The organism is Azorhizobium sp. AG788 (assembly GCF_943371865.1).
Lineage (GTDB): Bacteria > Pseudomonadota > Alphaproteobacteria > Rhizobiales > Xanthobacteraceae > Azorhizobium.
Map to the genome: position 1 here is coordinate 51,879 of NZ_CALRWL010000022.1, position 25,311 is coordinate 77,189.

The 25,311-nt window shown below is 64.7% G+C and carries 37 protein-coding genes; 33 read left to right on the forward strand and 4 right to left on the reverse strand.

Annotation, left to right across the window (positions count from 1 at the left end; all coding sequences use genetic code 11):
- Window positions 1-212: 212 nt before the first annotated feature.
- Window positions 213-1,631 carry a glutamate--tRNA ligase gene (gene gltX / locus AAG816_RS14295; protein ID WP_341990320.1) on the forward strand — a complete coding sequence of 473 codons (1,419 nt, stop codon included), beginning with the start codon at window positions 213-215 and terminating at the stop codon, window positions 1,629-1,631.
- A gap of 11 nt (window positions 1,632-1,642) precedes the next feature.
- The gene (locus AAG816_RS14300; RefSeq protein ID WP_341990321.1) at window positions 1,643-1,939 is read left to right on the forward strand and encodes a sulfurtransferase TusA family protein; all 297 of its coding nucleotides are present in this window, start codon (window positions 1,643-1,645) and stop codon (window positions 1,937-1,939) included.
- 22 nt (window positions 1,940-1,961) lie between these two features.
- Here AAG816_RS14300 and AAG816_RS14305 read toward each other — a convergent pair whose 3' ends face one another.
- From AAG816_RS14305 to AAG816_RS14315, 3 genes are all read right to left on the reverse strand, one after another.
- Window positions 1,962-3,128: a M20 aminoacylase family protein gene (locus AAG816_RS14305; protein WP_341990322.1), complete on the reverse strand. Its 1,167-nt coding sequence runs from the start codon at window positions 3,126-3,128 to the stop codon at window positions 1,962-1,964.
- 355 nt (window positions 3,129-3,483) lie between these two features.
- Window positions 3,484-4,131, reverse strand: coding sequence for a hypothetical protein (locus AAG816_RS14310; RefSeq protein ID WP_341990323.1), 648 nt, complete (start codon window positions 4,129-4,131; stop codon window positions 3,484-3,486).
- A gap of 17 nt (window positions 4,132-4,148) precedes the next feature.
- A complete protein-coding gene (locus tag AAG816_RS14315; RefSeq protein ID WP_341990324.1) occupies window positions 4,149-4,607 on the reverse strand; it encodes a helix-turn-helix transcriptional regulator in 459 nt (152 codons plus the stop codon).
- Window positions 4,608-4,784: 177 nt separating this feature from the next.
- Here AAG816_RS14315 and AAG816_RS14320 point away from each other — a divergent pair, with 177 nt between their 5' ends.
- The 16 genes from AAG816_RS14320 (at window position 4,785) to AAG816_RS14395 (ending at window position 12,781) form a co-directional block, all read left to right on the forward strand.
- A complete protein-coding gene (locus tag AAG816_RS14320) occupies window positions 4,785-5,117 on the forward strand; it encodes a hypothetical protein (protein ID WP_341990325.1) in 333 nt (110 codons plus the stop codon).
- 60 nt (window positions 5,118-5,177) lie between these two features.
- Window positions 5,178-5,390, forward strand: coding sequence for a hypothetical protein (locus tag AAG816_RS14325; RefSeq protein WP_341990326.1), 213 nt, complete (start codon window positions 5,178-5,180; stop codon window positions 5,388-5,390).
- Window positions 5,387-5,566 (forward strand): hypothetical protein, encoded by a 180-nt coding sequence (locus AAG816_RS14330; RefSeq protein WP_341990327.1) that lies wholly within the window; start codon window positions 5,387-5,389, stop codon window positions 5,564-5,566. The genes AAG816_RS14325 and AAG816_RS14330 overlap by 4 nt, the downstream gene beginning before the upstream one ends.
- A 66-nt stretch (window positions 5,567-5,632) precedes the next feature.
- Window positions 5,633-5,845: a hypothetical protein gene (locus AAG816_RS14335; protein ID WP_341990328.1), complete on the forward strand. Its 213-nt coding sequence runs from the start codon at window positions 5,633-5,635 to the stop codon at window positions 5,843-5,845.
- A gap of 1 nt (window position 5,846) precedes the next feature.
- The gene (locus tag AAG816_RS14340) at window positions 5,847-6,071 is read left to right on the forward strand and encodes a hypothetical protein (RefSeq protein ID WP_341990329.1); all 225 of its coding nucleotides are present in this window, start codon (window positions 5,847-5,849) and stop codon (window positions 6,069-6,071) included.
- Window position 6,072: 1 nt separating this feature from the next.
- Entirely contained in the window at window positions 6,073-6,513 is a 441-nt protein-coding gene (locus AAG816_RS14345; RefSeq protein WP_341990330.1) for a hypothetical protein, read from the forward strand.
- Window positions 6,510-8,621, forward strand: a complete 2,112-nt coding sequence (locus AAG816_RS14350; protein ID WP_341990331.1) for a Mu transposase C-terminal domain-containing protein — start codon at window positions 6,510-6,512, stop codon at window positions 8,619-8,621. Before AAG816_RS14345 ends, AAG816_RS14350 begins: the two co-directional genes overlap by 4 nt.
- A complete protein-coding gene (locus AAG816_RS14355; RefSeq protein ID WP_341990332.1) occupies window positions 8,618-9,373 on the forward strand; it encodes an ATP-binding protein in 756 nt (251 codons plus the stop codon). Before AAG816_RS14350 ends, AAG816_RS14355 begins: the two co-directional genes overlap by 4 nt.
- A gap of 23 nt (window positions 9,374-9,396) precedes the next feature.
- Window positions 9,397-9,939 carry a hypothetical protein gene (locus AAG816_RS14360; RefSeq protein WP_341990333.1) on the forward strand — a complete coding sequence of 181 codons (543 nt, stop codon included), beginning with the start codon at window positions 9,397-9,399 and terminating at the stop codon, window positions 9,937-9,939.
- Window positions 9,936-10,313, forward strand: a complete 378-nt coding sequence (locus AAG816_RS14365) for a transcriptional regulator (RefSeq protein WP_341990334.1) — start codon at window positions 9,936-9,938, stop codon at window positions 10,311-10,313. Before AAG816_RS14360 ends, AAG816_RS14365 begins: the two co-directional genes overlap by 4 nt.
- Entirely contained in the window at window positions 10,310-10,654 is a 345-nt protein-coding gene (locus tag AAG816_RS14370) for a hypothetical protein (protein ID WP_341990335.1), read from the forward strand. The genes AAG816_RS14365 and AAG816_RS14370 overlap by 4 nt, the downstream gene beginning before the upstream one ends.
- Window positions 10,655-10,671: 17 nt before the next feature.
- Window positions 10,672-10,968 (forward strand): hypothetical protein, encoded by a 297-nt coding sequence (locus tag AAG816_RS14375; protein WP_341990336.1) that lies wholly within the window; start codon window positions 10,672-10,674, stop codon window positions 10,966-10,968.
- Window positions 10,952-11,620, forward strand: a complete 669-nt coding sequence (locus AAG816_RS14380) for a DUF3164 family protein (protein ID WP_341990337.1) — start codon at window positions 10,952-10,954, stop codon at window positions 11,618-11,620. Before AAG816_RS14375 ends, AAG816_RS14380 begins: the two co-directional genes overlap by 17 nt.
- Before the next feature lie 2 nt (window positions 11,621-11,622).
- On the forward strand, window positions 11,623-11,931 hold the full coding sequence (locus tag AAG816_RS14385) for a hypothetical protein (RefSeq protein ID WP_341990338.1): 309 nt from the start codon (window positions 11,623-11,625) through the stop codon (window positions 11,929-11,931).
- The gene (locus AAG816_RS14390) at window positions 11,928-12,092 is read left to right on the forward strand and encodes a hypothetical protein (RefSeq protein ID WP_341990339.1); all 165 of its coding nucleotides are present in this window, start codon (window positions 11,928-11,930) and stop codon (window positions 12,090-12,092) included. Before AAG816_RS14385 ends, AAG816_RS14390 begins: the two co-directional genes overlap by 4 nt.
- The gene (locus tag AAG816_RS14395; RefSeq protein ID WP_341990340.1) at window positions 12,089-12,781 is read left to right on the forward strand and encodes a hypothetical protein; all 693 of its coding nucleotides are present in this window, start codon (window positions 12,089-12,091) and stop codon (window positions 12,779-12,781) included. The genes AAG816_RS14390 and AAG816_RS14395 overlap by 4 nt, the downstream gene beginning before the upstream one ends.
- A 17-nt stretch (window positions 12,782-12,798) precedes the next feature.
- Here AAG816_RS14395 and AAG816_RS14400 read toward each other — a convergent pair whose 3' ends face one another.
- Window positions 12,799-13,593 carry a hypothetical protein gene (locus AAG816_RS14400; RefSeq protein WP_341990341.1) on the reverse strand — a complete coding sequence of 265 codons (795 nt, stop codon included), beginning with the start codon at window positions 13,591-13,593 and terminating at the stop codon, window positions 12,799-12,801.
- Between the two features lie 5 nt (window positions 13,594-13,598).
- On the opposite strand from AAG816_RS14400, the gene AAG816_RS14405 reads away from it, so the two are divergent.
- From AAG816_RS14405 to AAG816_RS14475, 15 genes are all read left to right on the forward strand, one after another.
- Window positions 13,599-13,838 (forward strand): hypothetical protein, encoded by a 240-nt coding sequence (locus tag AAG816_RS14405; RefSeq protein ID WP_341990342.1) that lies wholly within the window; start codon window positions 13,599-13,601, stop codon window positions 13,836-13,838.
- Window positions 13,838-14,443 (forward strand): regulatory protein GemA, encoded by a 606-nt coding sequence (locus AAG816_RS14410; RefSeq protein WP_341990343.1) that lies wholly within the window; start codon window positions 13,838-13,840, stop codon window positions 14,441-14,443. The genes AAG816_RS14405 and AAG816_RS14410 overlap by 1 nt, the downstream gene beginning before the upstream one ends.
- Window positions 14,440-14,826 carry a helix-turn-helix domain-containing protein gene (locus AAG816_RS14415; RefSeq protein ID WP_341990344.1) on the forward strand — a complete coding sequence of 129 codons (387 nt, stop codon included), beginning with the start codon at window positions 14,440-14,442 and terminating at the stop codon, window positions 14,824-14,826. Before AAG816_RS14410 ends, AAG816_RS14415 begins: the two co-directional genes overlap by 4 nt.
- Window positions 14,827-15,401: 575 nt before the next feature.
- Window positions 15,402-16,583 carry an XRE family transcriptional regulator gene (locus AAG816_RS14420; protein ID WP_341990345.1) on the forward strand — a complete coding sequence of 394 codons (1,182 nt, stop codon included), beginning with the start codon at window positions 15,402-15,404 and terminating at the stop codon, window positions 16,581-16,583.
- The gene (locus AAG816_RS14425; protein ID WP_341990346.1) at window positions 16,580-17,005 is read left to right on the forward strand and encodes a hypothetical protein; all 426 of its coding nucleotides are present in this window, start codon (window positions 16,580-16,582) and stop codon (window positions 17,003-17,005) included. The genes AAG816_RS14420 and AAG816_RS14425 overlap by 4 nt, the downstream gene beginning before the upstream one ends.
- A gap of 139 nt (window positions 17,006-17,144) precedes the next feature.
- Entirely contained in the window at window positions 17,145-17,906 is a 762-nt protein-coding gene (locus AAG816_RS14430; RefSeq protein ID WP_341990347.1) for a lysozyme, read from the forward strand.
- Window positions 17,906-18,403, forward strand: coding sequence for a hypothetical protein (locus AAG816_RS14435; RefSeq protein ID WP_341990348.1), 498 nt, complete (start codon window positions 17,906-17,908; stop codon window positions 18,401-18,403). Before AAG816_RS14430 ends, AAG816_RS14435 begins: the two co-directional genes overlap by 1 nt.
- Window positions 18,404-18,405: 2 nt before the next feature.
- Window positions 18,406-18,630: a TraR/DksA C4-type zinc finger protein gene (locus AAG816_RS14440; RefSeq protein WP_341990349.1), complete on the forward strand. Its 225-nt coding sequence runs from the start codon at window positions 18,406-18,408 to the stop codon at window positions 18,628-18,630.
- Window positions 18,615-18,983 carry a hypothetical protein gene (locus AAG816_RS14445; RefSeq protein ID WP_341990350.1) on the forward strand — a complete coding sequence of 123 codons (369 nt, stop codon included), beginning with the start codon at window positions 18,615-18,617 and terminating at the stop codon, window positions 18,981-18,983. The genes AAG816_RS14440 and AAG816_RS14445 overlap by 16 nt, the downstream gene beginning before the upstream one ends.
- Complete coding sequence (locus AAG816_RS14450; RefSeq protein ID WP_341990351.1) at window positions 18,980-19,294, forward strand: hypothetical protein; 315 nt, start codon at window positions 18,980-18,982, stop codon at window positions 19,292-19,294. The genes AAG816_RS14445 and AAG816_RS14450 overlap by 4 nt, the downstream gene beginning before the upstream one ends.
- A 17-nt stretch (window positions 19,295-19,311) precedes the next feature.
- Complete coding sequence (locus tag AAG816_RS14455; protein WP_341990352.1) at window positions 19,312-19,842, forward strand: phage protein Gp27 family protein; 531 nt, start codon at window positions 19,312-19,314, stop codon at window positions 19,840-19,842.
- 71 nt (window positions 19,843-19,913) lie between these two features.
- Complete coding sequence (locus AAG816_RS14460) at window positions 19,914-21,161, forward strand: terminase family protein (protein WP_341990353.1); 1,248 nt, start codon at window positions 19,914-19,916, stop codon at window positions 21,159-21,161.
- Window positions 21,155-22,753 carry a DUF935 domain-containing protein gene (locus tag AAG816_RS14465; protein WP_341990354.1) on the forward strand — a complete coding sequence of 533 codons (1,599 nt, stop codon included), beginning with the start codon at window positions 21,155-21,157 and terminating at the stop codon, window positions 22,751-22,753. The genes AAG816_RS14460 and AAG816_RS14465 overlap by 7 nt, the downstream gene beginning before the upstream one ends.
- A 3-nt stretch (window positions 22,754-22,756) precedes the next feature.
- A complete protein-coding gene (locus AAG816_RS14470) occupies window positions 22,757-23,986 on the forward strand; it encodes a phage minor head protein (protein ID WP_341990355.1) in 1,230 nt (409 codons plus the stop codon).
- A 373-nt stretch (window positions 23,987-24,359) separates the two neighbouring features.
- Window positions 24,360-25,310, forward strand: coding sequence for a phage protease (locus AAG816_RS14475; RefSeq protein ID WP_341990356.1), 951 nt, complete (start codon window positions 24,360-24,362; stop codon window positions 25,308-25,310).
- The last annotated feature ends 1 nt before the right edge of the window (window position 25,311 follow it).

The following is a 25,311-nucleotide window of genomic DNA, read 5'->3' on the forward strand; positions in this document are numbered from 1 at the left end:
CCAGCGGTTGCCTGTGCCGGTCGCTGCGCGCGGTCCTGCCCTGCGTCCCGACCGGTCCCCATCGGCCGTGTTCCTTCGCCCCGCAGGCTATGCTACACGGGCGCCGCTCCTGCGCCACGGGTTCGTGCGCTTTTGCCTCCGCGCCGCAGGTCGGCATGCCTCACGCGCGCCCCGCCGCGGCCCCGTCACCGTCAAACCCCCTGGCCCCATCGATGTCGCAGATCGTTACCCGCTTTGCTCCTTCCCCCACGGGCTTTCTGCATATTGGCGGCGCCCGGACCGCTTTGTTCAATTGGCTTTATGCCAAGGCCAAGGGGGGCCGGATGCTGCTGCGGATCGAGGATACCGATCGGCAGCGCTCCACCAAGGAGGCCATCGACGCCATCCTGGAGGGCCTGACCTGGCTCGGCATCGATTGGGATGGGGAGGTGATCTACCAGTTCGCCCGTGCCGAACGCCATCGTGCCGCCGTGGCGGAGATGGTGGCCCGGGGCAACGCCTACCCCTGCTATGCGACGCCCGCGGAACTGGACGAGATGCGCGAGAGCGCCCGCCGGGAAGGCCGCCCGCCACGCTATGACGGCCGCTGGCGGGATCGTGATCCCTCCGAGCGGCCCACCGACCGCCAGCCGGTGATGCGGCTGCGCGCGCCGCAGGAGGGCGTGACCGTGATCGAGGACCAGGTCCAGGGCACCGTGACCTTCCCGAACAAGGACCTGGATGACCTCGTCCTGCTGCGTTCCGACGGCAACCCCACCTACATGCTGGCGGTGGTGGTGGACGACCATGACATGGGCGTCACCAACATCATTCGCGGCGATGACCACCTGACCAATGCCGCGCGCCAGACTCAGATCTACAATGCCCTGGGTTGGGACGTGCCGCGCATGGCCCATATTCCCCTGATCCATGGCCCGGATGGCGCCAAGCTCTCCAAGCGCCATGGCGCCCTCGGCGTGGATGCCTATCGCGATATGGGCTATCTCCCCGCCGCCTTGCGCAACTATCTCGTGCGGCTCGGCTGGAGCCATGGCGACCAGGAGACCTTCTCCACCGAGGAAATGATTTCCTTCTTCGACCTCGACCGGGTGGGCCGTTCGGCGGCCCGGTTCGACTTCGCCAAGCTGGAGAATCTCAACGGCCAGTATCTGCGGGCGAGCACGGATCAGGCGCTGTTTGATGCGCTGATGGACCTCATCCCGCATCTGCCGGATGCCGACAAACGCCTCGCCCGCCTGACCCCGGAGCGCCGGGAGCAATTGATGGCGGCGCTGCCCGGGCTCAAGGAGCGCGCCAAGACCTTGACCGAACTTCTGGACAATGCGGAGTTCATCTTCGCCGAGCGGCCTCTGCCGCTGGAGGAGAAGGCCTCGGCGGTGCTAACCCCCGAGGCACGGGCCCACATCGCCGCAATGCTGCCGGCTTTGACCGCAGCCGAGTGGACCGCAGCCGCCACCGAGGCCGTGGTACGCAACTATGCGGAGGCCGCCGGCGTTAAGCTCGGTGCCGTTGCCCAGCCGTTGCGGGCAGCGCTCACCGGCCGCACCACGTCTCCGCCGGTGTTCGATGTGTTCGTCGTCCTGGGCCGCGATGAAAGTCTCGCCCGCCTCGCAGATCAGGCAGCAACATGAGGGCAGCACGCATGAAGGCAACTTCGAGCAGCGATACCCCCAAGGCCTTCGGCCGTCGGACCGCCACCGACGCCGCGACCGGAGAGCTTCATCTGGACCTCAAGGGCCTGAAGTGCCCCCTGCCCGCCCTGCGCACCCGCAAGGCCCTGGCGGCGGCGGCGCCGGGCACCCGCCTGGTGGTGGACTGCACCGACCCCATGTCGGTGATCGACATTCCGCATCTGGCCGCGGAGACCGGCAGTTGCTTCGAAGGCCGCACCTTGGATGCCGGGGTGATTACCTTCCGGCTGCGCAAGGCCAACAGCTGAGCGCTGGCCCGGGCCGCCCCTGTCACAGCGGCATGGCTGCCTCGACAAGGCGCACCCAATAGCTGGCGCCGAACGGGATCGCCGCGTCATCGAAATCGTAGCGCGGATTGTGCAAACCCGCGCTGTCTCCATTGCCGATGAAGATGAACGCGCCGGGACGGGCTTCCAGCATGAATGAGAAGTCCTCGGCCCCCATCATCGGCGCGACATTGGCATCCACCTTGTCGGTGCCGACGATTTCGGCAGCCACCTGGGCAGCGAAGATGGTCTGGGCAGGGTGGTTGGCGGTCACTGGATAGCCGTCCACCCAGTTCAGGCGCGCCGTGGCGCCATATGCACTGGCCACGCCCTCCACAATGGCCGGGAGGCGCTGCTGCAACATGGCGCGCACCTCCGGCTTCAAGGTGCGGGCGGTGCCGACCAATTCCGCGGTCTGCGGAATCACATTCTCCACAACGCCCGCATGGAACATGGTGATGGAGACCACCGCCGATTCCAGCGGGTCCACATTGCGCGCCACCACTTGCTGGAGCGCCATCACGATGGCCGATCCCACCAGGACCGGATCCACGCCCTGATGCGGCTTGGCCGCATGGGCGCCGCGTCCGTCGATGAAGATCTCCAGGCGATCGGTCGATGCCATGATCGGGCCGGGACGCACGGCAAACTGACCCACCGGGATGCCGGGCATGTTGTGCATGCCATAGATCTCCTCCGGTGCGAACCGCTCCAACAGGCCATCGTCAAGCATGGCACGGGCTCCGGCCTCCCCTTCTTCCGCCGGCTGGAAGATGAGGATCGCCGTTCCGGCAAAGGCGCGGGTTTCTGCCAGATGACGCGCGGCGCCCAGCAGCATGGCCGTGTGCCCGTCATGACCGCAGGCGTGCATCGTCCCCGGCAGACTGGACGCATAGGCGAGCCCGGTCTGCTCCAGGATCGGCAGCGCGTCCATATCGGCCCGCAGCCCGATCACCTGCCCACGTCCCGGCTCACGCCCGCGAACGACGGCGACCACGCCGCTGCGCCCGATGCCTTCGACGACCTCGTCGCACCCGAAGGCCCGCAGTTTCTCGGCCACGAAGCCAGCGGTGCGCGGCAGGTCATACATCAGTTCTGGAAACCGATGCAGGTCGCGGCGCCAGGCAGAGATTTCCTCGGTGGCGGCAGCGATGCGGTTGAGAACAGGCATGGAGAGCTCCTATGCCGCCGAACCTGGAACCGGAGCCGTCCGCCCGTCAATAGAGATTGCTGCACAGCACGTTCACCGTGGAAAGCCGGGGAGCCTGCGTTCGCCGGGGGACGCGCACGGGTGACATGTGATCTTGCGCGGCAGGTGTGACCCGCAACATCATCTGGCACTGGGAGAGGGGGACGGATTAACCCGGACATCCCCGGATTTGTCCGGAGAAATGCGTTGCGGCGCTTAGGTTGGCGGAGGTGAACTCGACGCCGGGCCGCAGATTCTAGCCGATGGGGCTCATTTGGCAGTAAATGCGCAAGAGGCCCCAGCCGCGCAATGTCATTTGTCGGCTGGGGCGCGGGCGTCAGGCCTTCCAGGCGATGACGTGCCGGTAGACGCGCTCGATCTGCTGATCGTCGAGCTCTGTCAGCGATGCGACACCGAAGTTCTCCTGCATGTAGGCGAGGCGCCGCGCGGTGCCGCCTGGAATCTGCCGGCTGCGGGTCTGAATGGCCGTGATCCGCCGCTTGCGGAGCTCGTCGCCCAATTTGGTCGGCGCGCTTTTCGCACTCAGCAGCCGGCCGCGCCACTCATTCAGGGTCTTTCGGGCGGCTAGGAACTTCTCGGCAGGGATCAGAAGATAGGAGGTCACGCCCATCTTGCGGTTCAGCGCCCCCCAAACGGCGCCGTGCCCCTTGGGGGCGCGCTTCAATTCCCTTTCAAGCGCAACGATATCGTCAACCAGCGCCTTCAGGGCCACCTTCTGCGGCTCATCGATCACGCCATCGCCCGGCTTCACGAACACCTTGGTGATCACAGGCGCCGGGTTGTGGATGATGTTGTTAACGACCGAGTTCCCGCTTCCGACCACGTTTCCCGTGCCGAAGATAGAAACCACGTTCGAGTCCGACTTGTTTTGAGGCCGCTTGCGGGGTGCCTTCGCAGGTTTTGTATTGTTTAAAATCTGCTCAAGATTCTTGCTACGGCCAGAATTGCCGCCATCGTCTCTCATAATTCCCTCATTACGCTCTACGCTACAACTCTCAAAAACCGTTCAACGATGCGGGGCGCGATTTCCGCTGCGGGCTTGTGCGACGCCGCCATCTCTTCAATGCAGAACGCATAGGCCTCAGCGAGAAACCGGCCGCGCTGGGCTGGCTCCATGCGCCGTTTATGGCGCTCCAGCCACTGTTCGAGCATTTTGGCGATATCGGCCAACAACTCGGCATCAATCGCCGTCACAGCCGAGCTGTGAGGCTCTCCCAGTTGGCCAGAATCCTTTGCCCCGCTTGAATTTCGCCCCGTAAGCAGCCACGTCGGATCACATCCGAGCTCTGCCAATGCAAACAGCGCCTCCCCGTTTGGGAGCCCCTCGCCGCTTTCCCAGCGGGTTAAACTACGAAGCGATGCGCCAAGGCGGTTAGCCAAGTCCGTTTGGGTTAAACCCTGTGATTCGCGCCATTCTTTCAGGCGTTCGCGGAAGCTCATGGCTCTATCCCGCCTTCTGCGCAGCATCTGCGAAACCTGCTGGCCACTTCGCGATAGGCAAAAATGTCTACTCTATCAACGATATAAGCCGCGAACGGCGCGTTTGCGCGCCGCGCCTTCTGCGAAGGCGCCATCGATGGCTTGACATGCCGTTTTTGGCTAGTCATGTTGCCGTTCATGTCCACAAACACTGCAAGCCTCGACATCCCAAAGAGACCCACTGAACGCAAGCAGTGGATTCTCTTCCAATTGAAGCTCAAGGGCTCAAGCTGGCGAGCCCTTGCGCAAGAGCTAGGGTGCACTCACCAAGCCGTCGCATGGGCGGCGGCGGGGAATGCTTCCCTAGAGATCGAACAGGCGATTGCCGCCAAAATTGGCGTGCCTCACCTCAACCTCTTCCCTGAACATTTTGACGAGCGCGGCGTCCGCGTCCCGCTTGCACGTGCAAGGCAGAGGAAGGGTAAGCCGCAAGCCGAAAATGGCAACGTCTATTCGCAGCAGGTCGCCTGACATGGCGACCGCCCGGACGGCTCCCTCTCACCTTCAGAATTTCCGGCAGGCGGTGCGCCCATGAAGAAGCGTGGCTGGATCTCATTTTCCCGCAAGTTCGCGCGGATCAACGACTGGCTCGACCAGGAGGCCCGCCTTGCGCGGACTTCGCCTGACGTCCTGTTCTCACGGTCCAACCTGCGCCTGCGCCAGCTCCATCCCTGTCTCGCGATCCCCCGCGCGTGCTTCGATGCGCGGGTGGAAGGCACCCCGATCGGTCAGGTGGCGCCATGACCGCTCCCATGTCCATGCGCCCCCGTGAGGCCGACACGGCGCTGCACCCCATTCATATGGCGGCGCGCCGCATGGCGCGGGTTCGGCACCAATCTCTCCAGTTGCTGGTGATGGTGGCCGGCACGATCGGCGCCGCGCACGTCGTCGCCTTCATGCTGCTGCTGGTGCGGCCATGAGCAGCGGCTTCCTCATCGCCATCATCACATGCTCGCCCGGCACATCGTTTCGCCGCGAGGCGCGCAATGGCTAAGGCGCGCGCGAACTGGTGCTGGGCCGATGCGCGGCCGGCGAAGCCGTCCGACGACAACCGCCTCACGGTGCGGCTGCACGCCAAGACCTATGGCCAGTTGCAGGCCATGGCGCGGCTCGACGGCATCAGCATTCACAAGCTGGCGGCATCGCTGCTCCAGGCCGTGGCCGAGGACGATGCGGCCGCCCATGCGGGAGGTGCCTGAGATGGCGCGCTTCACGCTCTCCCAGCAGATGGAAGAGGTTCAGTTCGAGCTGGACCGGCGCGCGAGTGAGTATCCGCGCCAGATCGCATCCCGGAAACTCGGCCGTTCGGTGGCGCAGTATCACGTGGACCGCCTAACGGCGGCGCGGGATTCGCTGTCCTGGCTGCACGACAACCTTGCCCTGATCCGCGAGCGGTGCCCCGAACTTTTCAAGCGGGGTGGCTGAGATGTCGCGCGCCCCCGATCCCCGCCAGATCAGCCTGCTCGATGCGTTCGAGCAGGTGGAGCAGCCGGAACACCCTGCCGAGGGCAGCTTGGCCATGGGGCCGGAAGTCTGCGCGACGCTGGCCCGCGCGATCAAGGAATGCCCGCTGTCGCGATCCGAAATCGCGCAACGCATGAGCTTCCTGCTCAATGAAACGATCTCGGAACACATGCTCAACAAATGGACCAGCCGGTCGAGTGAAGGATGGCGGTTTCCGATGGAATACGGCCCCGCCTTCGAAGAGGCGACCGGCACGCGCGCCTTGCAGCTGCTGTTCGCCCGCAAGCGCGGCACGCTGGTGATGGAGCCGAAGGATGGCCGAGATGCCGCTGTCGGCCGCGCGCAGCGGGAGTTGAAAGAAGCTCAGAAGCGCCTGCGCGCGCTGCTGGGGGGCACGCGATGACTGCTGTCACCATCAAGCAGATCGCGGAAGCCCTGGGCATCTCGAAGCGCGGTGCTGAACTGCGGGCATCAAAGGCCGGGTGGCCCCATTTCACCGGGCCTGGAAAGGGGGCGCCACAACTCTATGAGCCTGCGGCCCTGCCGTCCGACGTCCGTAATGCCCTGGTGACCCATGCTATGGCCGCCCGCGGGGCTCCCACTGCCGACACGGCCGTCGCCGTTATCGACCCCGCGGCCAATCTTCCTGAGGCTCCATCAACCCGCCCGCAGCAATCTTCGGCCGAATTGAAGGGCTGGCAGCGGGACATCATGAACGCGCGGCTCGTGCTGGTGCGGGAGATCCTGCGGCTGGCCCGCCTGGGCGGCAAGATGCGCGCCCTTCACACGGTGGTGGAGCAGGGTAAAGCCGGCGAACTTCGGACTGAGCTCCAGTCGGCATTCGACAAAGCGAGTGCGAAGCCCGGCCGTCGCTCGGCGCTTTCCGGCCGCACGCTGCTGCGCTGGATCGCCGACTTCCAGGAGGCCGGATCAGATCCCGCCGCCCTGGCCCCGGCGCCGAGCCACCGCGAACAGGTGGTCCCGCCCGCCTGGCTCCCGGATTTCCTCGACTTCTACGCCCTGCCGTCGAAGCCGTCGCTGGCTGTAGCCGCCCGCGAGTGTGCGCGACAGAACCCCGATCTCAATCTGCCGCCGTTGCGCACCATCCAATGGACCGTGGCCAAGATGCCGGCGATCGCACGGGCACGGGGACGGATGGGTGCACGGGCGCTGCGCCAGCTTAAGGCCTTCGTGCGCCGCGATGTCTCCGAGCTGTGGCCGACCGCCGTCTACGTCACCGATGGCCACACGCACCATGCGATGGTCGCCCATCCCCTGACGGGCAAGCCGTTCCGGCCGGAGATCACATCGACCATTGATGTGGTCACCCGGCGCAATGTCGGCTGGTCCACGGCGCTGGCCGAGAACACATGGGGCACGATCGACGCGCTCCGGCACGCCTTCGCCACCTCCGGTGTACCCGATATTTGGTACGTCGATCGCGGGTCAGGTTTCAACAACGCGGTCTTCGACGACGCACTCGTCGGCATGCTTGCCCGGTTTGATGTCGAGAAGCACACGGGCCTGCCCTATCGGTCCCAGGCGCGCGGCGTGATTGAACGCCACCACCAGACCTGGATCGAGGCGGCGCGCCTCCTGCCGTCCTATGTGGGCACGGACATGGATGCGGAGGCGCGCAAGCGCATCGACAAGGCCGTATCCACCGATATCGCGGCCCGCGGGTCGAGCCCGCTGCTGCAATCGTGGCCGGATTTCATTGACTGGATGAACGCCCAGGTCGCCGCCTACAACGACCGGCCCCATTCCGCGCTGCCGAAGATTACCGACAGCGTCGGAAAGCGGCGGAACATGACCCCGAACGAGGTGTGGGCGGCGTGGCTCGAAAAGGGCTGGACGCCCGACATTGTCGACGCCGGTGACGCCGATTTCAGGCCGCAGGAAAAGCGGCGCGTGCTGCGCGGCGAGATCCAGCTGTTCACGAACCGCTACTTCGCGGTGGAGCTTGAAGAGTTCCACGACTGCGACGTGCTGATCTCCTACGACATCCATGATGCCTCGAAGGTCTGGGTCTCGACGCTGAACCAGAAGTTCATCTGCGTCGCCACCTATTACGGCAATTCGGTCTCCTACTTCCCGCGCTCGGTGGCTGAACAGGCGCACGAAAAGCGGGTTGAAAACCGCTTGAAGCGGGTGGAGCGCAAGCGGATCGCCGTCGCCGAGGAAGGTCAGGCGCCGGTCCTGATGCTCGCGGCCTCCCAGCCCGAGCCCACGGTGGAGCGGATCGCGACCGCGCCGGCAGCGCTCACGGTGGTGGCCGACAATCCGCCGCCGGAGATCGTTCCCCCGAAGCGGCCGAACTTCCTGGACGACGTGGACATGGCGAAATGGCTGATGGCCCGCCCCGGCGAGATCTCAGGGCACGACGCCCGCCACCTCCTTGAGCGGATGCGCTCCTCCATTTTCCGGCTGCGTTTGGAAGCCGACGACATTGATCCGGCCGCCCTCGCCGCCGTCCTCAAGCCCCTCGCATCTCAGGAGCAACAATCGTGAAGAATGAGTTCGTGGTCATCTCGAACGTCCAACGCTTTCTGTCGGGCTATGAGCGCGTCGAGAAGCGCGCCGCAATCGAGAAGTGCTTCATGGTGGTCGAGGGCGAACCCGGCCGCGGCAAGACATCGACCGCTGAGTGGTTCGCGATCCAGAACGATCTGCCGATCATCCGTGCCAAGCGCGAATGGAACTCGCGATGGATGCTCGAGGACATTCTCGATTGTCTTGGCTCCGAGCCTGACCGGACCTTCAAGGAGATGTATCGGCAGGCGGTGCGCGTCCTCGCCGGGCGGGCGGAATCCGCCCGCGCCGCCAGCGTTCCCTATGCCGTCGTCATCGATGAGGCTGACCACATCGTCACCTCGCAGAAGATGATGGAGACGCTCCGCGACATCACCGACCAGGTCGAGGTCCCGGTGATCCTGGTCGGCATGGGGCGCCTGATCAAGGCGCTCACTCGCTACAAGCAGATTTCTTCCCGCGTCTCGGCCGAGGTGACCTTCCTCGGGCTGACAGCCGACGATACGCGCCGGCTGATCGCCGGCCGCTCGGAGATCGAGGTCGCAGATGACCTCTCCATCCATTTGCACAAAGCCTCGAACGGTTATGCCCGCGAGGTGCTCGAAGGCATCGGCTCGATCGAGCGGGTCGGCCGGCGTCTCGGCCGCGCCGTCACCCTCGCGGACATGGAAGGCCAGGTGCTGCTGACGGATCGCGTCACCGGCAAGTCCGTCACCGTGAGGGCCGAGTGATGGCGGGACAGGGAACGCGCCAGATGGACATCATGCGTGTCCTGGAGCCGGGGCAATGCCTGACCACGGCCGAAATGATGGAACGCACCGGCTACACGCGGCGTGACGTGGCCAAGGGATGCGTGCCGCTGTTGGAGCGCGGCTGGATAGACCGCCTGGAGCGGGGATGCTTCATCCTTTCGGAGGAAGGACGCCGAGCCCGTGCGGCGGGAGAAACCATCACCAGCGGACCACGCCGACCGCTCACGCAGGTCGCGCGACGGCCGAGGCGGCGGACCGTGCAAGACAAGATGTGGTCCACGATCCGCGTCTCGCGGAAATTCGATCTCGCGCGCCTTGAGGAAATGGCGGGCGCAAGCACCGCCGGCGCCCGGCGCTTTGTCCTTGCCTTGGCGCGCGCCGGCTACCTCACCGAGTTGCGCCGGCAATCTGGCGAGGCGCCGACCTCCAACGGCTTCAAACGCTGGTTGCTGATCGAGGATCCGGGTCCGGCCACCCCGGTCCTGAAAGCGGATGGACGCGTCTGGGATCCGAACCTTGGTGTGTTTCGCGGAGCCGCAAGATGAGCCCGCCGCCCGACTTCCGCGCCAGGGCGCGCGCTGGATGGGGTGAGCCCCCCGATTGGATCGCAGCGCTCGCGGACGCCTGCCAGCGAGATACTCAGGTCGCCGTCGCACTCCGGCTCGATGTCTCGGGTTCTCAGATCTCCCAGGTGCTGGCTGGCAAGTATCCCAGCGCCTTGCACGGGCTGGAAGCCAAGGTGCGGGGGGCGATCATGGGCGCAACCGTCACCTGTCCGGTCCTCAGCGACATCGGTCGTGACCGCTGCATGTCCGAGCAGGGCAAGCCGTTCTCGACGGCATCGTCGATCTCCGTGCGGCTTCATCGCGCCTGCCGCGCCGGTTGCCCCCACTCACGGCTCAAGGGAGGCCACGCATGACACCCGACCGGACGTTCAGTGATGCGATCGGGGGCACCATCAAGGCCCTGGACGCCTATTGCGCCAGACAGAAGACCCTGGAGCCCATGGTCATGCTGGCCATGCTGACCCAGCTCGTCGCATGGCGTGAGATGGCCCGCGGGCTCGAAGCTGCGGCGGCCGAACGGGATGATCTCCTGGCCGTCGCCCGTGACGTGGACCGGATCCATCTGGACAAGGATGGCATGCCCAGCCTTCGGCACATGCGCGCCGCCGTCGCACCGCTGGCGATGACGATCCCTGGCACCAACGTGGTCACCTTTCCCGGTGCCCGCTTCGGCAACGCCGGGGGCGCGGCATGACCGCCTGTTACCCGCACATGCGCGCCAGCCTCGACGCTGCCCTGGCGGTTGCCGCGGCGGCCTCGCCTAAGCGCCAGGCGCTCGCCCTCTCGACCGACCAGCTGATCGACATCTGCTGCGCGCTGGTGGCGCACGAGGCGGCGCTGAAAGTCGGCCTCGATCTCGTGCGTGCGCTGGATCCTGTCGATGACGCGACCCTCCCGCCGGCTGCGGCCGGGGCGATCACTCACTTCGCCGGTGCCCTCGTCATCACCGGCTACGCCACCTTTGAAGCCCGTTCAAACCCTGAGGAAAACCATGACGGAACCCGCTGAAATCCCTGCCCGCTCGGTCTCCCCCGGCATCGTGGAGCTCAACGGCAAGTCCTACATGACCGATGCCAAGGGCAACCTGGTGCCACTGGCGCTGGTCAAGCCGGTGGACGTGCTCATGGACGAGACCGTGCGCAAGATCATCGGTTATGCCCGCGAGTTGTCAGCCCGGATCGCGCGCTTCAAGGGCCACACCTATGACGATATTTGCAGCCTTCAGGCGCTGATTGCGCAGGACTACGGCGCCAAGCTTGGCGGCTCCAAAGGAAATATCACCCTCACCACCTATGACGGCACCGAACGGGTGCAGGTGCAGGTGGCCGACCTGATCGAGTTCGGGCCGGAGCTTCAGGCCGCCAAGAAGCTGGTGGATGCCTGCCTGTCCGAGTGGTCGGAGGGATCGCGGGATGAAATCCAGGCGATCGTCGCGCGCGCCTTCCAGGTGGAGAAGGAAGGCACGGTCAACCGCGCGGAACTGTTCATGCTGCTGCGGGTGGAGATCGCCGACGCACGCTGGCAGCGGGCCATGGATGCGATCCGCGATAGCATCCGGGTGATCGGGTCGAAGACCTATTTCCGGTTCTATGAACGCGAGGACGCAGACGGCACCTTGGGCGAGTGGCAGGCCATCTCCATCGATCTGGCGAGGGCGTGATCATGGGCGCCCCCTCGTCAGCTCCACTCGCCAAGGTCTTCGTCCTCGATGTCGCCGGCGTGCGCCAAGCGGCACTGATCAAGCGGATAGCCTACGGTGAGGGGCGGGAGCGCTGCCGTGTCCATATCCGCGGTGATGTGAACGTCCGCAGTGTTGATCCTGCCCTGGTGTTCGCGGATGAAGACGTGGCCCGCGCACATTGGCGCCGTGCCTGCTCTCACCGGGCCGAGCTTGAACGCGCCGGCTGCCGTATCCGGGTGATCGATGCCCACCTCAGCCTGGCGCTTGCGGACAGGGAGCTGGCGCTATGAGGTCGCTTCCGCCATCCGTGGTCCTTGAGAACGAATGCCGGCATCTCCGGGCGCTGCTCGTGGATGGCGTGCTGCTGCTTCGCGACATTGATGCCTCGCTGGAGCGCATCCGGGCGGCACTGGTGGCGGCCATCACCGTGACCGAAAGCGCGCGGCCATGACCCTGCTTCCCAATGGCGCTCGCGCCCTCATGAGCAGCCGCATCGAGCCGCCGGACAGCCTGGAGTTTTTCCCCACCCCGCCGTGGGCAACGCGTGCGCTGCCCCGCCATGTGCTGTGCAAGGTGATGCCGGGCCTCTCTTTCGCCGGGCAGAACGTGCTGGAGCCCGCATGCGGCGAGGGCCACATGGTCGAGACGCTGCGGGAAACCTTCCAGCATGTCTTTGGCTCGGACATCCACGACTACGGCGCCGGCTATGCCGTGGCGGATTTCCTGGATCCGTCCTTCGTGGTGCCGAAGGTGAACTGGGGCATTTCAAACCCGCCGTTCTCCACCGCCACGGCTTTCGTGGAGAAACTCCTGGACTGCGCCAACGTGCGCACCGGCGTGGCCATCTTCCAGCGCCTGACCTGGATCGAGGGCCAGACGCGATATCGGGATCTGTTCCGGGACCGGCCGCCGCACCTGTTCTGTCCGTTCGTGGAGCGGGTGGCGCTGGCCAAGGGCCGCTGGGAGCCCTCCGGCGACACCGCGACCGCCTACGCCTGGTTCGTCTGGCTGAAATCGCTGCCCTATGGCGAAAGTCGGACGCTGCTCATTCCGCCCTGCAAGGATCAACTCCACCGGGCCGATGACGTCCGCCGCTGGTGCCCGCCGGCTCCGATGCCCCTGTTCGAAGGATGCATCTGATGGGCTCGACGCGCCATTCAATGGGCATCGGCATCGCCTGGGTCGACGTTCAATTCATCGAACATCATCCAGTCGGCTTTCGCACGCTCGGCGAAAGACAAATCTCGAACGTTCTTCCTTCGCATTCCAGCGAGGATCGCCCCCAGGTCCGGGTCGTACAGCTCTGCATAGCCAGCAATACGACTGAGTATGGCTTTGTACGCGCGGAGGCTTTTGACGTCGGTAGTCAAATTGTGGAGGTGGATCGTTCTCTGCAAATACCGGATAGCAAACATGAGATCTGTAAGTCGCGCGGCCCTTGCCGCGTCCAGATTTCCTCGAAGCTCATCGACCTCCTTCAATCGGCTATCCATTTCGAGGGACCGAAGGTTGGTGGCCACAACCTGGGCGCGAGCAATCTTATTCAAAATATCCAAACTACCTTGGTCCGCCTCGAGCGTCGCATTGATCACATTGTCGACGACCACCGCCACATCGAAAAAGTCGCGGAGGCGCTCAGCGATTACCTCGGCCGTTATCCGTTCAGCTCTCCCTGCCAACATGCGTTCATTTTCGATGACTTCCCTCGATCCTCGCAGGGCAAGCCAACCTGCGAAAACTGTGAAACCGCCACCAAGCAATCCACCAAGAATGCCACCGAGGAAGGAGCGATCCTTCCAGAAATCCGAGGAAAGAAGTGGGCCATCAATGGCCAACCAAGTCGTGATCACTGCCGCGAGGAGCAGGATAGCGACGATATAGCGTTCATGGATGTTGCTGGGCGTGAGCATCCGTCGATTTTGCGTGGTCAAGCTCACGTTGTCGAGGCGCACCCGTGATGCCCCGCGCCAGCGCCCCCCGCTCTGCGATCGAGGCCGTCCCGCTCCTCGTGTGGGACGAACTGCACCAGGTCGAGCAGCTGCGGGCGGAGCGCCAGGCGCTGATTACCCGCATTTCCCAATCCCCCCGGTTTTCCCATCGCCACGTCCGTCTCGAAGCCCAATTGGCCGAGCTGACCCACCGGATCATCCAGGCCGAACTGGCGATCGGCCGCAACATCCTGCCGAGGAAGAGCTGATGTCATCCGCCACCGCCGCGCAGATCGGCGCCATCCATTCCATCGCGAAGGCCATGGGCCTCGACGATAGCTCCCGGCGCGACGTGATCGCGGCGGCCGCCGGCGGCAAGCGCTCCTCCCGCGGCCTCACAGATCAAGAGGCCCGCCGCGTCATCGAACAGTTGAAGCTGCTTCAGGGTGGCGGGTCCGCGCGGCCGAAGGCGTCCGGACAGCTGGCAGGCCCATATGCCCCGAAGCTGCAGGCGCTCTGGCTTTCCGGCTGGCACCTCGGCGTGGTGCGGGACCGCACGGACACGGCGCTGCTGTCGTTCGTGAAGCGGCAGACCGGGCTCGATCACACCCGCTTCCTGCGCGATCCCGCCGATGCCCGCCGGGCGATCGAAGCGCTCAAGGCCTGGCTGGCCCGCGAGGCCGGCGTCGAGTGGCCGGCGAGCGGCTTCGTCGAGGCAAGCAAGGCGGCGGTTTGGCGGGCGCAGCGCCGGCTGATGGCGGCGTTGGGGCTGCCTGTCTTAGATGCAGAGCCTGGGCCGGGCACGGACCTGGATGTCGAGATCCGCACGGGTGGTGCCGTCATCCGCAGGCGGATGAAGGTGAGGCAGGCATGAGAGAGGTTCCGCCCCTGCCGCACCTCCTATCTGCGCTGCTGCCGGCAGCCGGCCTGGCGCGAGTGCTGGCGTTTGCCTCCGAGCATGGCGGGCGGCGGCTCTCCATTCCCAAGCGGGCGGGCGACGAGCACCGCCTGGTGGCGCTGCTGGGGCGGGAGGGGGCGGATCTGCTGTGCGCCATGTATGGGGGAGAGACGGTCACCGTGCCCATGGGGCCGGCGGGGACGCTGGCCGCGGCCCGGTTAAGGATGGCCCACGCGCTGGCGGAGGGGGCGTCGATTGATGAGGCGGCGGGGCACGCGGGGCTGCATCGGCGGACGGCGCAAAGAGCGCGAAAGCAACTGAATATGCCCAGTAATGCCAACCAATTAAAACTAATATAATGCCAACTAGTCGATAAAAAAAGTTTATATTTCGAAACACCAACATCCCAATAGGCGAAAATGTTATTGATTTCCGTCCTGGATATTAAATGAACGATCGCGCGATTATTTCATCAAGTTTCGCGCTAATACTGCCTAGCGCGCGTCTCGCCACAAGCTCCAACGCTAGGACAATTAACAAATAATATATAGTAGATATAGTTAACAGAATATATTGATAAATAACGGAAATTTGTTCATTTGAATTGAATGACGCGATTGCGAGAAACGAAACATTGGCCACGGCGCCCAATATAGCTGCCACCATGAACGGGAACATTATCGCCTCTAAGCGCCCTCTCGCGTGAGTGAATTGTATCTTGAGCTCCGCTATGTCCCTCCGCTTTTTTGTGGCGAATTCAGATTGAATTCCACGCAGTGCTCCTCGCTGGTTTTCAAACATATGGGACAAACGGCCGATCCGAACGTCTACAGGTGCCCGAAAAAGCGAAAGGCCTATCCCGAGCCCCACTCCCAGTTGGAGGAGGCTTGAGAATTCTCCGTATGTGGCCATAATCGCTCTCCGGGGGAAAAAGATGTCAAACGGTCGGGCTTTACGGGCGGTTCGCGAGCAGCGACAGCTAGATATAGACGAGGTTGCCTCCGTTGCGTCCATTTCCAATAAAAAATTGGAAATTTTTGAGGGTGGGGAGGCCGCGCCATCGCGGCGACAGCTGCAGCGATTGTCAGAAATCTACGGTGTTCCCGTATATAGTTTGGCCTCGGATCGCATCCCGAATCTCCCGCCTTTGCCTGAGGACTATCGAACAGCAGTCCCTGGCCCCGCTTCCCTAAGCCCGAAGGGCCTCAAAGCACTTTGGGCGTCCGAGCGAATTGCTCATTTCACCAAACAGCTCGCTACAGAGCTTAGCTTTGAAGCTCCCGACTGGAGCGTCGCTGCGCGCCGTGCGAACGACCCTCAAGCTCGCGCTACCGCTTTCAGACAATCCTTCGATGAATGGCTTCATTCTCGAAAAGAAAAGCTGTCTTTTGCAGGAAGTCCTGAACAGAAATTCTTGGGAGCGTTTCGCCTATTTTTGGAAGTCCAAGGATCTGTCGTTAATGTTAACGATGCGCCGGCGGACGATTATTTTGGTTTTTACACAAAACCCGACGGCGGCTCCCCTACGATATTTGTTAATAGATCTATCCAATCGAAGAAAGCTCAGCTGTTTACTCTTGCCCATGAGTGCGCCCACGCGTTGATGGGCAAGGACGGCATTTCAAACCCGTTTATGCTAAAAAACTCCATTGAGCGCGACTGTAACAAATTTGCTGCTGAATTTATCGCCCCGGCGGCCGAATTTCAATCGGTCGCGTCAAGCAAGCCTGCGTCAATTCGGGGAAATTTGTCGGAGTTTATTTCGAAAGTTTCTGCGGATACGTTTTTAAGTAAGCACGCAACAGCAATTCGTCTGATTGAGACCGGCTTCATAACTCAGGCGCAGTATCGCGGATGGGCACGCATCTGGGTTCAGAACGTGAAATCCGAGAAAGAGGAGGAAAAGGAGGAGTCGGAGTCTAATGCTGGGGGGAATCCTCATGCAAAAAGAATATCCGAACTTGGAACGCTTCCGATTTACCTATCTTTTATGGCTATAAAAGAGGGATTGATCGATAGGTATGATGTAGTTTCTGGCTTAAATCTTTCCGAAGGGCTTCAGGATCGAGCGTACGATTTGGCAGCTCGTAGACTGGGAGCTGCGCTTCCAAAATGACATTACCAGCAGTTTCCGGTTGGATAATCGACTTTCGGGCCGCCAACGCAATTTTCCTTTCAGGAAATAATGCGTCAGTCGCGCATATTGTAGGCAAATGCCAAGCAGGAACAATTCACATCTGTCATTGCGAGGAAGCTCAATTTAAAACCGCCCCGCTTCTGAAGTCATTGTTTTCCGGTAAAATATTTGAGCCGGACGATGATATTTATGAACGATGCGATCATGTAGCGTCGTTAAGTAATGGAAAAAAATTCATGCCGGGAGCCGAGTCCGCAATATTCATTCCTGCGACGGCTGCGTGCAAAAATTTCGGCGTCATCTGCGATCACCGCTCTCCAGTATTTGCGACTGCATATGATATCTGCGTGGTACTGGGTGTTCCGGTATACTCGCACTTGGAGTACTTCGCTGAACTCTGATGTGTTCGGCAGATTAGGTGATTGGCTGCCGCGCCCGGGAGACACCCGTCACCCGTCCAACCGTCCCACATCCTCCCCATGATCGCCCCAGCGCGTTTCGGGGCTGGCCCGGAACGCCGTCCTTCAGGGGGAGCGGCGGGTGTCAGCCCAGACCATTTCGCGAGACGGAACCGATCTCGTCAAAGCCTTTGAAAGCTGCCTGAAGCCGGTCTCTGGCCGCAAGGGCTTTTTCACCACCTACATCTGCCCGGCGGGCGTCCTCACCATCGCCTGGGGCCATACCAACGACCATGGGCGCCGGTTCAAGGCCGGCGAGGTCTGGAGCCAGGCGGAGTGCGACGCCGCGCTGGCGCAGGATCTGGCGACGTTCGAGACCAGCGTCTCCACCATCCTCAAGGACGTGCCGCTGGCCCAGCATGAATATGATGCGCTGGTGTCCATATCCTACAACATCGGCCCGCTCACCCGCTCCTCCATCCCTGCCAAACTCCGCGCCGGCCGCAAGGCCGAGGTCCGCGCCGTCATGGCCCGCTGGAACAAGGGCGGCGGCAAGGTGCTGCCCGGCCTGACCCGGCGCCGGGAGGCCGAGGCGGACCTGTTCGAGGGCAAGATCGACGAGGCGCTGCGCACGGCCGGCGTGGTGCGGGCCGCGCCGCTGCCCATGCCACAGCAGGTGGATACGCCTCAGCCGCCGCTCACGGTGGTGGCCAAGGGCACCAAGCGCGAGGCCGCGGCGGTGGCGGCCGGCGGCACGCTGGCCACCGGCTCCGGCACCAGCGAACCGCACCCGTTCAATTCCGCGCTCACCGTCGCCGGCATTGCCCTGGGCCTCGCCCTGGTCGTCGCCGCCGGCTTCCTGCTGGTGCGCAAATACAAGCTCATTGCGGAGGATTGGCGCTGATGGATTGGTCATCTCTCGCGTCCCAGGTGATCAAGCTGGGCGCCCCCGTCCTCGGCACCGCTTTGGGCGGCCCCCTGGGCGCCTCCGTGGGCAAGGTGCTGGCGGATACGCTCGGCGCCACCGAGGAAACCCCGGAAGCCGTCGCCGAGGCGGTGGCCACCGATCCGCAGGTGCAGGAGAAGCTCCAGACGCTGGAAGCCGAGCGCAGCGCGGAATGGATCTCTGTGATCCAGACCGGCCAGGCGCTCACCGCCCAGCTGGCCACCACCGAGGCCACCAAGGGCGGCTTCGCCTATCTGTGGCGGCCGGCCATGAGCTGGCTGATCATCGTCATCATTGGCCAGAGCTTCATGGTGGCGCCCTGGCTGCGCGGCCTGTTCTCCATTGATGTGGGCACGCCCTACGACCAGGTGCTGGGCATCTCGGCGGTGTGGCTCACCATCTATGGCGGCGGCCATACGGTGAAAAGCATCTTCGGCGCCCGGCTGGGGCGCTGAGGATGGACACCCTGGATAGCGCTCAACGCATTGAGGAGCGCACCCGCGCCGCAGAAATCGACGCGGCGCGGGCCGCCGTTCGCCGGCCTGGCGCTGAGGTCTGCACCGGCTGCGGCGATCCAATCGACGAGGCGCGCCGTCTCGCCGCTCCCTGGGCCACGCGATGCGTCGTTTGCCAGAACGCTGTCGAGCGACACATGCGGGGGCACCGATGCCAGGTTGGCTGAAGGAATGGTGGCCGGTCATCGCCCTGTTGGTGCCGCTTGTCATCGGCTGGCTGCTCTGGACCGTGCGCATCGGCCTTGCATCCAAGGCTGAGCTCTCGGTCGAGAGCGTGAGCCGCGGCAAGGCGATCGAGGAGGTCGAGCAGCGGCTCTCCGAGGACCTCAGCAAGCTGAACATGCGGATGCTCACGATCGAGCAGGAGGTCCGGCATCTGCCGACCGCCGAGGATTTTTCGGAGCTGCGCAATGAGGTGACGCGGGTGGGGACGCTGGTCGTTGCCTCCACTCGAGAACTGGAGAGCGTCGGTCGCGCTCTTTCGCGCGTCGAAGACCATCTGATGAAGAGGCCCTCATGAACTCGGAAGTTTTCGCCGATGAGATCACCCGATCCAGGCGGCTGGCCACGTTGCGGGTGCTCAACGAAAACGAGGGCAGCGCGAACGAGAGCGTTCTGCGCGTGGCGCTTCACCAGCTCGGGTTCCGTGGCCGCAATGCCACGGACGATGGGCTGCGCGGTGATGCCGAGTTCCTCGACAAGGCGGAACTGGTGATCAAGGAATACTATCAGGGCCGCGTGCGCACGCTCGTGCTAAGCGCCCGCGGCCTCGCCTTCCTGCATCGCCGCGTCGATCCGATCCCCGGAATTGACTATCCGGACATCGCCTGATGGCCCGGCCCTCAAAGGTGGATCGCCTGCCCGCAGACCTGAGGGAGCTGATCGGGCGTCTGCGGGAAGGCGGCTGCACCATCGACGAGATCATGGCCAAGCTGCGGGAGCTGGACGCGGACGTCGGCCGCTCCGGGCTCGGTGAGTACATCAAGAGGTTCGATGCTATCCGGGCGCGGTTGCAGAACAGCCGCTCGGCCGCGGAAGCGATCATGGCGCGCCTGGAAGACACCGGCGCCGATGATCGGGTGGCCCGCTTCAACATCGCCTCGCTCCACGCCAGCGTCATGGAGCTCATGGCCGGCGAGGATGGCGAGCTCGTCACCCTGGATCCGAAGTCGGCCAAGCTGGTGTCTGAGACCCTGCGCAACCTGGCGAGCGCCGCCAAGGCCGACCAGGACCGTGCGCTGAACCTCAAGAAGGTCCTGGGCGAACAGGCGCGCAAGGCGATCGAGAATGTCGCGGGCGAGGTGGCGGCCGGCCAGACCGATCCAGCGGAAGTGCTACGCCGCATCCGCGAGGACGTCTATGGGATCTTCGAGCGATGACGCCGGCAGCTGTACCGCTTCATGCTTACCAGCGCCGGTGGTTCCTCGATCGCAGCCGGTTCAAGATCGGCATGTACGCGCGCCAGACCGGAAAGACCTTCACCACCACCCTGGAGATCGTGGATCGCTGCTACGAGGCGGCTTTGCTCGGCCGCCGCGAACGGTGGGTGATCCTCTCCCGCGGGGAGCGTCAGGCGAAGGAAGCCATGGATGAGGGCATCAAGCTCCATTCCAAGGCCTATAAAATGGCGATCGACGCCGCGGAGTACGATTGGAAAAGCGAGGACGGCTTCAGCTACAAGGCGCTTGAGGTGACCTTGCCCGGCGGCTCCCGCATCACCGCCTTGCCCGCCAATCCGGATACCGCGCGCGGGTTTTCCGCCAATGCCTTTCTCGATGAGTTCGCCTTCCACCGGGACAGCAAGGCGATCTGGGGCGCGTTGTTCCCGGTGGTCTCCAAGGGCTGGGATCTGCGCGTCACGTCCACGCCCAACGGCAAGGGCAACAAATTCTACGAGTTGATGACCGCGAAGGATCAGACCTGGTCGCGGCATCAGACCGATATCTATCAGGCTGTTGCGGACGGACTTCCCCGGAACGTGGATGAACTGCGCGAGGGCATGGCGGACGCCGACCTCTGGACGCAGGAATATGAGCTGCAATGGCTGGATGAGGCGAGCGCCTGGCTGTCCTACGACCTGATTTCCGCTGTGGAGGACCCAAGCGCCGGGAAGCCCTCGGGCTACCAGGGGGGCATCTGCTTCGTGGGCAGGGACATCGGCCGGCGCAACGACCTGCATGTCATCTGGGTCTGGGAACAGATCGGCGACGTGCTCTGGGAGCGCGAGCGGATCGAGCAGAAGCGCGCCACCTTCGCGGCCATGGATGAGGCCTTTGATGACGTGATGCGGCGCTATCGCGTCGGCCGGGCCTGCATCGACCAGACCGGCATGGGTGAGAAAGTGGTTGAGGACGCGCAGCGGCGCTACGGCAGCCGCGTGGAGGGTGTCCTCTTTACCGGCCCCAGCAAGCTTGTGCTGGCCACGGCCGGCAAGGAGCGGTTCGAGGCCCGCACCGTGCGCATCAGCGAGGGGGATCCCGCGTTGCGCGCGGATCTGCACAAGCTGCGCAAGATCGCCTCCGCCACCGGCGCGCCGCGTTTCGTGGCCGAGCGGGATGATGACCATGCCGACCGCACCTGGGCGGCGTTCCTCGGCATCCACGCCGCCAGCGATCCTGCCGAATATGACTACCAGACCGGCTCCGACCTGGACGCTGGAGATGACGACGAGACCTCCGGAGGCCGCGCCTTATGGTGACCCCACAATTGCTCGGGCCGGATGGCCGCCCGGTCTCATCCAAGAAGCTCGCCGAGGAGATCGCCACGCCCACGGTGGCCGGCGTGCGCCGGGTGGCGGAGGAGCGCGTCTCCTCCGGCCTCACGCCCAGCCGCCTGGCCGGCATCCTGCGCGATGCGCAGATGGGCCAGGCCCGCGCCTATCTGACCCTGGCCGAGGAGATGGAGGAGCGTTACCTGCACTATGCCTCGGTGCTGATGACACGGAAGCTGCGCATCGCCGGCATCTCCCCCACCATGGAAGCGCCCAAGGGCGTGCCGGCCAAGATCATGGATGCGGTGGGCGAGCTGATCGCCGACACCGCCTTCCAGGAGGCGGCGGCGGCTTTGCTGGATGGCATCGGCAAAGGCTATTCGGTGGTGGAGATCGGCTGGGACTATCGCGACAAGCTCATTCGCCCGGTCTCCTTCACCTGGCGCGACCCGCGCTTCTTCCAGTTCGACCGGGTGACGCTCAGCGAGCTGCGCCTCGCGGTGGATGGCAAGATGGACGGCGAGGACCTGCCCAAGGCCCGCTTCATGGTGCACATGCCGGCGCCGCGCATGGGGCTGCCGATCCGGCGCGGCCTCGCCAGGCCGGCGAGCTGGGCCTATATGGTGCAGAGCTTCACCTTGCAGGACTGGTCGGCCTTCGCCGAGGTCTATGGCATCCCGTTCCGGGTGGGCAAATATGGCCCCGGCGCCAGCGAGGGCGACAAGCGCAAGCTGCTGCGGGCGGTGACCTCCATCGCCAATGACGCCGCCGCCATCATCCCGGAATCCATGCTGATCGAGTTCCATGAGGTGAACGGCTCGCGCGGCGAGCAGGTGTTCGGCAGCCTGATCGACTATACGGACGACAAGGTCTCGCTCATCACGCTCGGCCAGACCATGACCTCCAAGGACGGTTCGTCCTACGGTCAGGCCAAGATCCACGACAAGGTGCGCATCGATATCGCCCAGGCGGACGGGCGCCAGTTGGGCCAGACGGTGAACCGCGACCTGATCCAGTGGTTCGTGGCCATGAACTTCGGCCCGCAGCCGCTCTATCCCAAGGCGGAATGGCCGGTGACCGAGCCGGAGGACATCGCCGCTCTGGCGGATGCGGTGGCCCGGCTGGTGCCGGTGGGGCTGAAGGTGAGCCAGCGGGAGATCCGCGACCGTATGGGGCTGTCGGAGCCGGGGGAGGATGACGAACTCCTCCAGGCGTCCGCGGCCGCCCCTGAAGCCAAGCCGCCGGCCGAGACGCCGCCCGAGCCCAAGGCCAAGCAGCTCGCCGCCCATGGCGCCGGCTGCGCCTGCGGCACCTGCACGCCGCCCGCCTTGCTTCTGGCGCCCGGCGACGTTCCGGACGGCATCGCCTTGACCGATGCCGCCTTCGCGGACGCCCTGGAGGACTGGCAGGACATCTCCGATCCCTTGCTCGATCCTCTGCGCCAGGTGCTGGCCACCGCCACCTCCTTCGACGAGGCCCTGACCCTGCTGGAAGCGCGGGGGCCTGATGGGGCGCGCCTGGCCGACGCACTTGCCCAAGCCACCGCCATTGCGCGGGGCATTGGCGACGGGACGGACTGAGCCATGGCCGAGATCACCCGCGGCTTCGGGCCGCCGCCGGAGGTGACGCGCTATCTGGACGACAAGGGCCTGAAGCCCGGCTTTCACTGGCAGGACGTCTGGCAGCAGGAACATGCCCACGCCTTCACCGTGGCCAAGGCGGTGGAGAGCGAACTGCTCACCACCTTCAAGGCCTCCATCGCCACGGCGCAGCGAGAGGGCCTGGGCTTTGAGACCTGGCGCACCCAGGTGGTGGCGGATCTCCAGCGCATCGGCTGGGGCGGCTTGCGGATGGTGGCCGATCCCTCGGGCGACCATCCGGACACGGCGGTGGACTTCACCGCCCCGAACCGGCTCAAGACCATCTTCTGGGGCAACATGGCCTCGGCCCGTGCCGCCGGCCAGTGGGAGCGGGCGCAGCGGACCAAAAAGGCGCTGCCCTATCTGCTCTATGTGCGCACCACGGCGGCCGACCCGCGCAAGGAGCATCTGGCCTGGGTGGGCATCATCCTGCCCGTGGACGATCCGTTCTGGGCCAGCCACTTCCCGCCCAACGGCTGGCTGTGCAAATGCACCGTGCGCCAGATCACCGGCCGGGAGCGCGACGATCTGCTGGCCCGCATCCCGGCCAATGATAATGACATCCGCTATTCCGCCGAGCGGCCGGTGATCGAGACGCGCGCAGTCACCAACAAGCGCAGCGGCGAGATCGTGCATGTGCCGGTGGGCATCGATCCCGGCTGGGGCGGCAATCCGGGGCTGGCCCGCGTGAAGGGCGTGCTTCGTGCCCTGGAGCAGTCCCTGGTGGACGCCGCACCCGCCGATGCCGCCCGCACCCTGGAGCAGCTCTGGGACAGCCCCTGGACGCGGGTGGTGAGCCGCCTGCCGGACGACCAGGCCCGCCAGGTGTGGCTGCCGGCGGGCGTCTCGCCCAGGCTTCAGGCCGAGATGGGAGCGAAGTCGCCGCTGGTCTCCATCAATGGGGCGGATGTGGCGGCGCGGGCCAATCATGATGGCCGGTACAAGGACGGGCGCAGCTATGAGGATCTGCGCCGGCTGCCGCAGGCCATTGCCGAGGGGACGGTGGTGGCGGACAAGAACCCGAAGCGGCGGGCGGTTCTCTTCAATCTTGGCAGCGCGTGGTGGCGGGCGATCGTCACCAGATCGGAAAATGGCTTTCTCCGGGCCATCTCCATGCACCGGCGCGACGTGCAGCCAAGCCTGAAGGCGGTGCGAGCATTGGAAGAGGAGTAGCGCGGCGGGGAGGAGCCGAATCCCCTTTCAGGGCATCCCTCCAGCGGGCAATCGAGGCCAACGGACTTCGCCGCCGTGCTCTGATGATTATGCCCCTCCCGCCGGCGGGTTTCAATCACGATGCAATTTGCCATTAGGGCAACGCTCAGGGGCCTTCGACAGCTGAGGCTGTGCCGAAGGCGCTGAAAACCCGAAATGCCCGCCACAGGCTTTCAATACCCCTTTAATGGGCGCGGTACGCGCGAGATGGTGGCGCCCATCGACATGAGCGGCTAGGGTCAGCCATAATTCCTGCATCGGTGATTTGCCCTGATGCGACGGGGCGACAGCTGTCGCCCGTGATCCGCGCCCGCCGACCCGGCATGGTCGGGGCATGTCGAACGCCGTCCACACCCACATCCTGACCGTTCTCGCCGCCGGCTCCACGGACGCCGCGCCCGAACGCATCATGCTGTTCCCGCAGGGCGGCGCGATCCGCACCCGCGACGGCCGGGCCTTTGCCATCGATTTTGCCCGGCTCATGGCCCGCTTCCAGGCCGATGGCCTGAAGGTGCCGCTGGACATCAACCACGCCACCGAGATCCTGGCGCCGAAGGGCGAGCGGGCGGACCCGGTGGGGTTCGTCACTGCCCTGGAGCAGGACGGTGCGGCGCTTTATGGCCGGGTGGAGTGGATTGACCCGGCGAACGCGCCCGCGCTGCTCAAGGCTTACCCTTATGTCTCGCCGGCCTTTCCCGCCCCGAACGGCGAGGCGCTGTGGCTCAAAAGCGTGGCGCTGGTGGCATCCCCGGCGCTCGCCGCGCAGCCGGCTTTGGCCCAGGCCGATCCGTCCCACATCCCGGAGATCCCCATGAAAACCGTGCTTGCCGCGCTTGGCCTGGCCGAGACCGCGAGCGAGGCCGAGTGCCTTGCCGCCGTCACCACCCTGAAGACCACCGCCGATCCCGCTGTCTATGTGCCCATGGCGGTGCATGAGGAGACGGTGGCCAAGCTCGCCGCCGTTTCCACCGAGCTGGACACCCTGCGCGGCACCCAGCGCACCACCAAGGTGGAGGCGGTGATCGAGGGTGCACTGCAGGCCAAGAAGATCCTGCCGGCGCAGCGCGATCATTACGCCGCGCTCTGCGCCACCGATGCCGGCCTTGCCGCCGTGGAGCAGCTGCTGGCCAGCGCCCCGGAGCTGCTGGGCGCGTCCGGCCTCGGCGGCAAGACACCCCCGGACGGCGATCCCGCGCTGCTCAGCGCCGAGGACCGCGAGGTGATCCGCCAGCTGGGCCTCAGCGAGGCTGAGTTCCGCGCCGCCAACGGCCTCCCGGCCGCCTGAT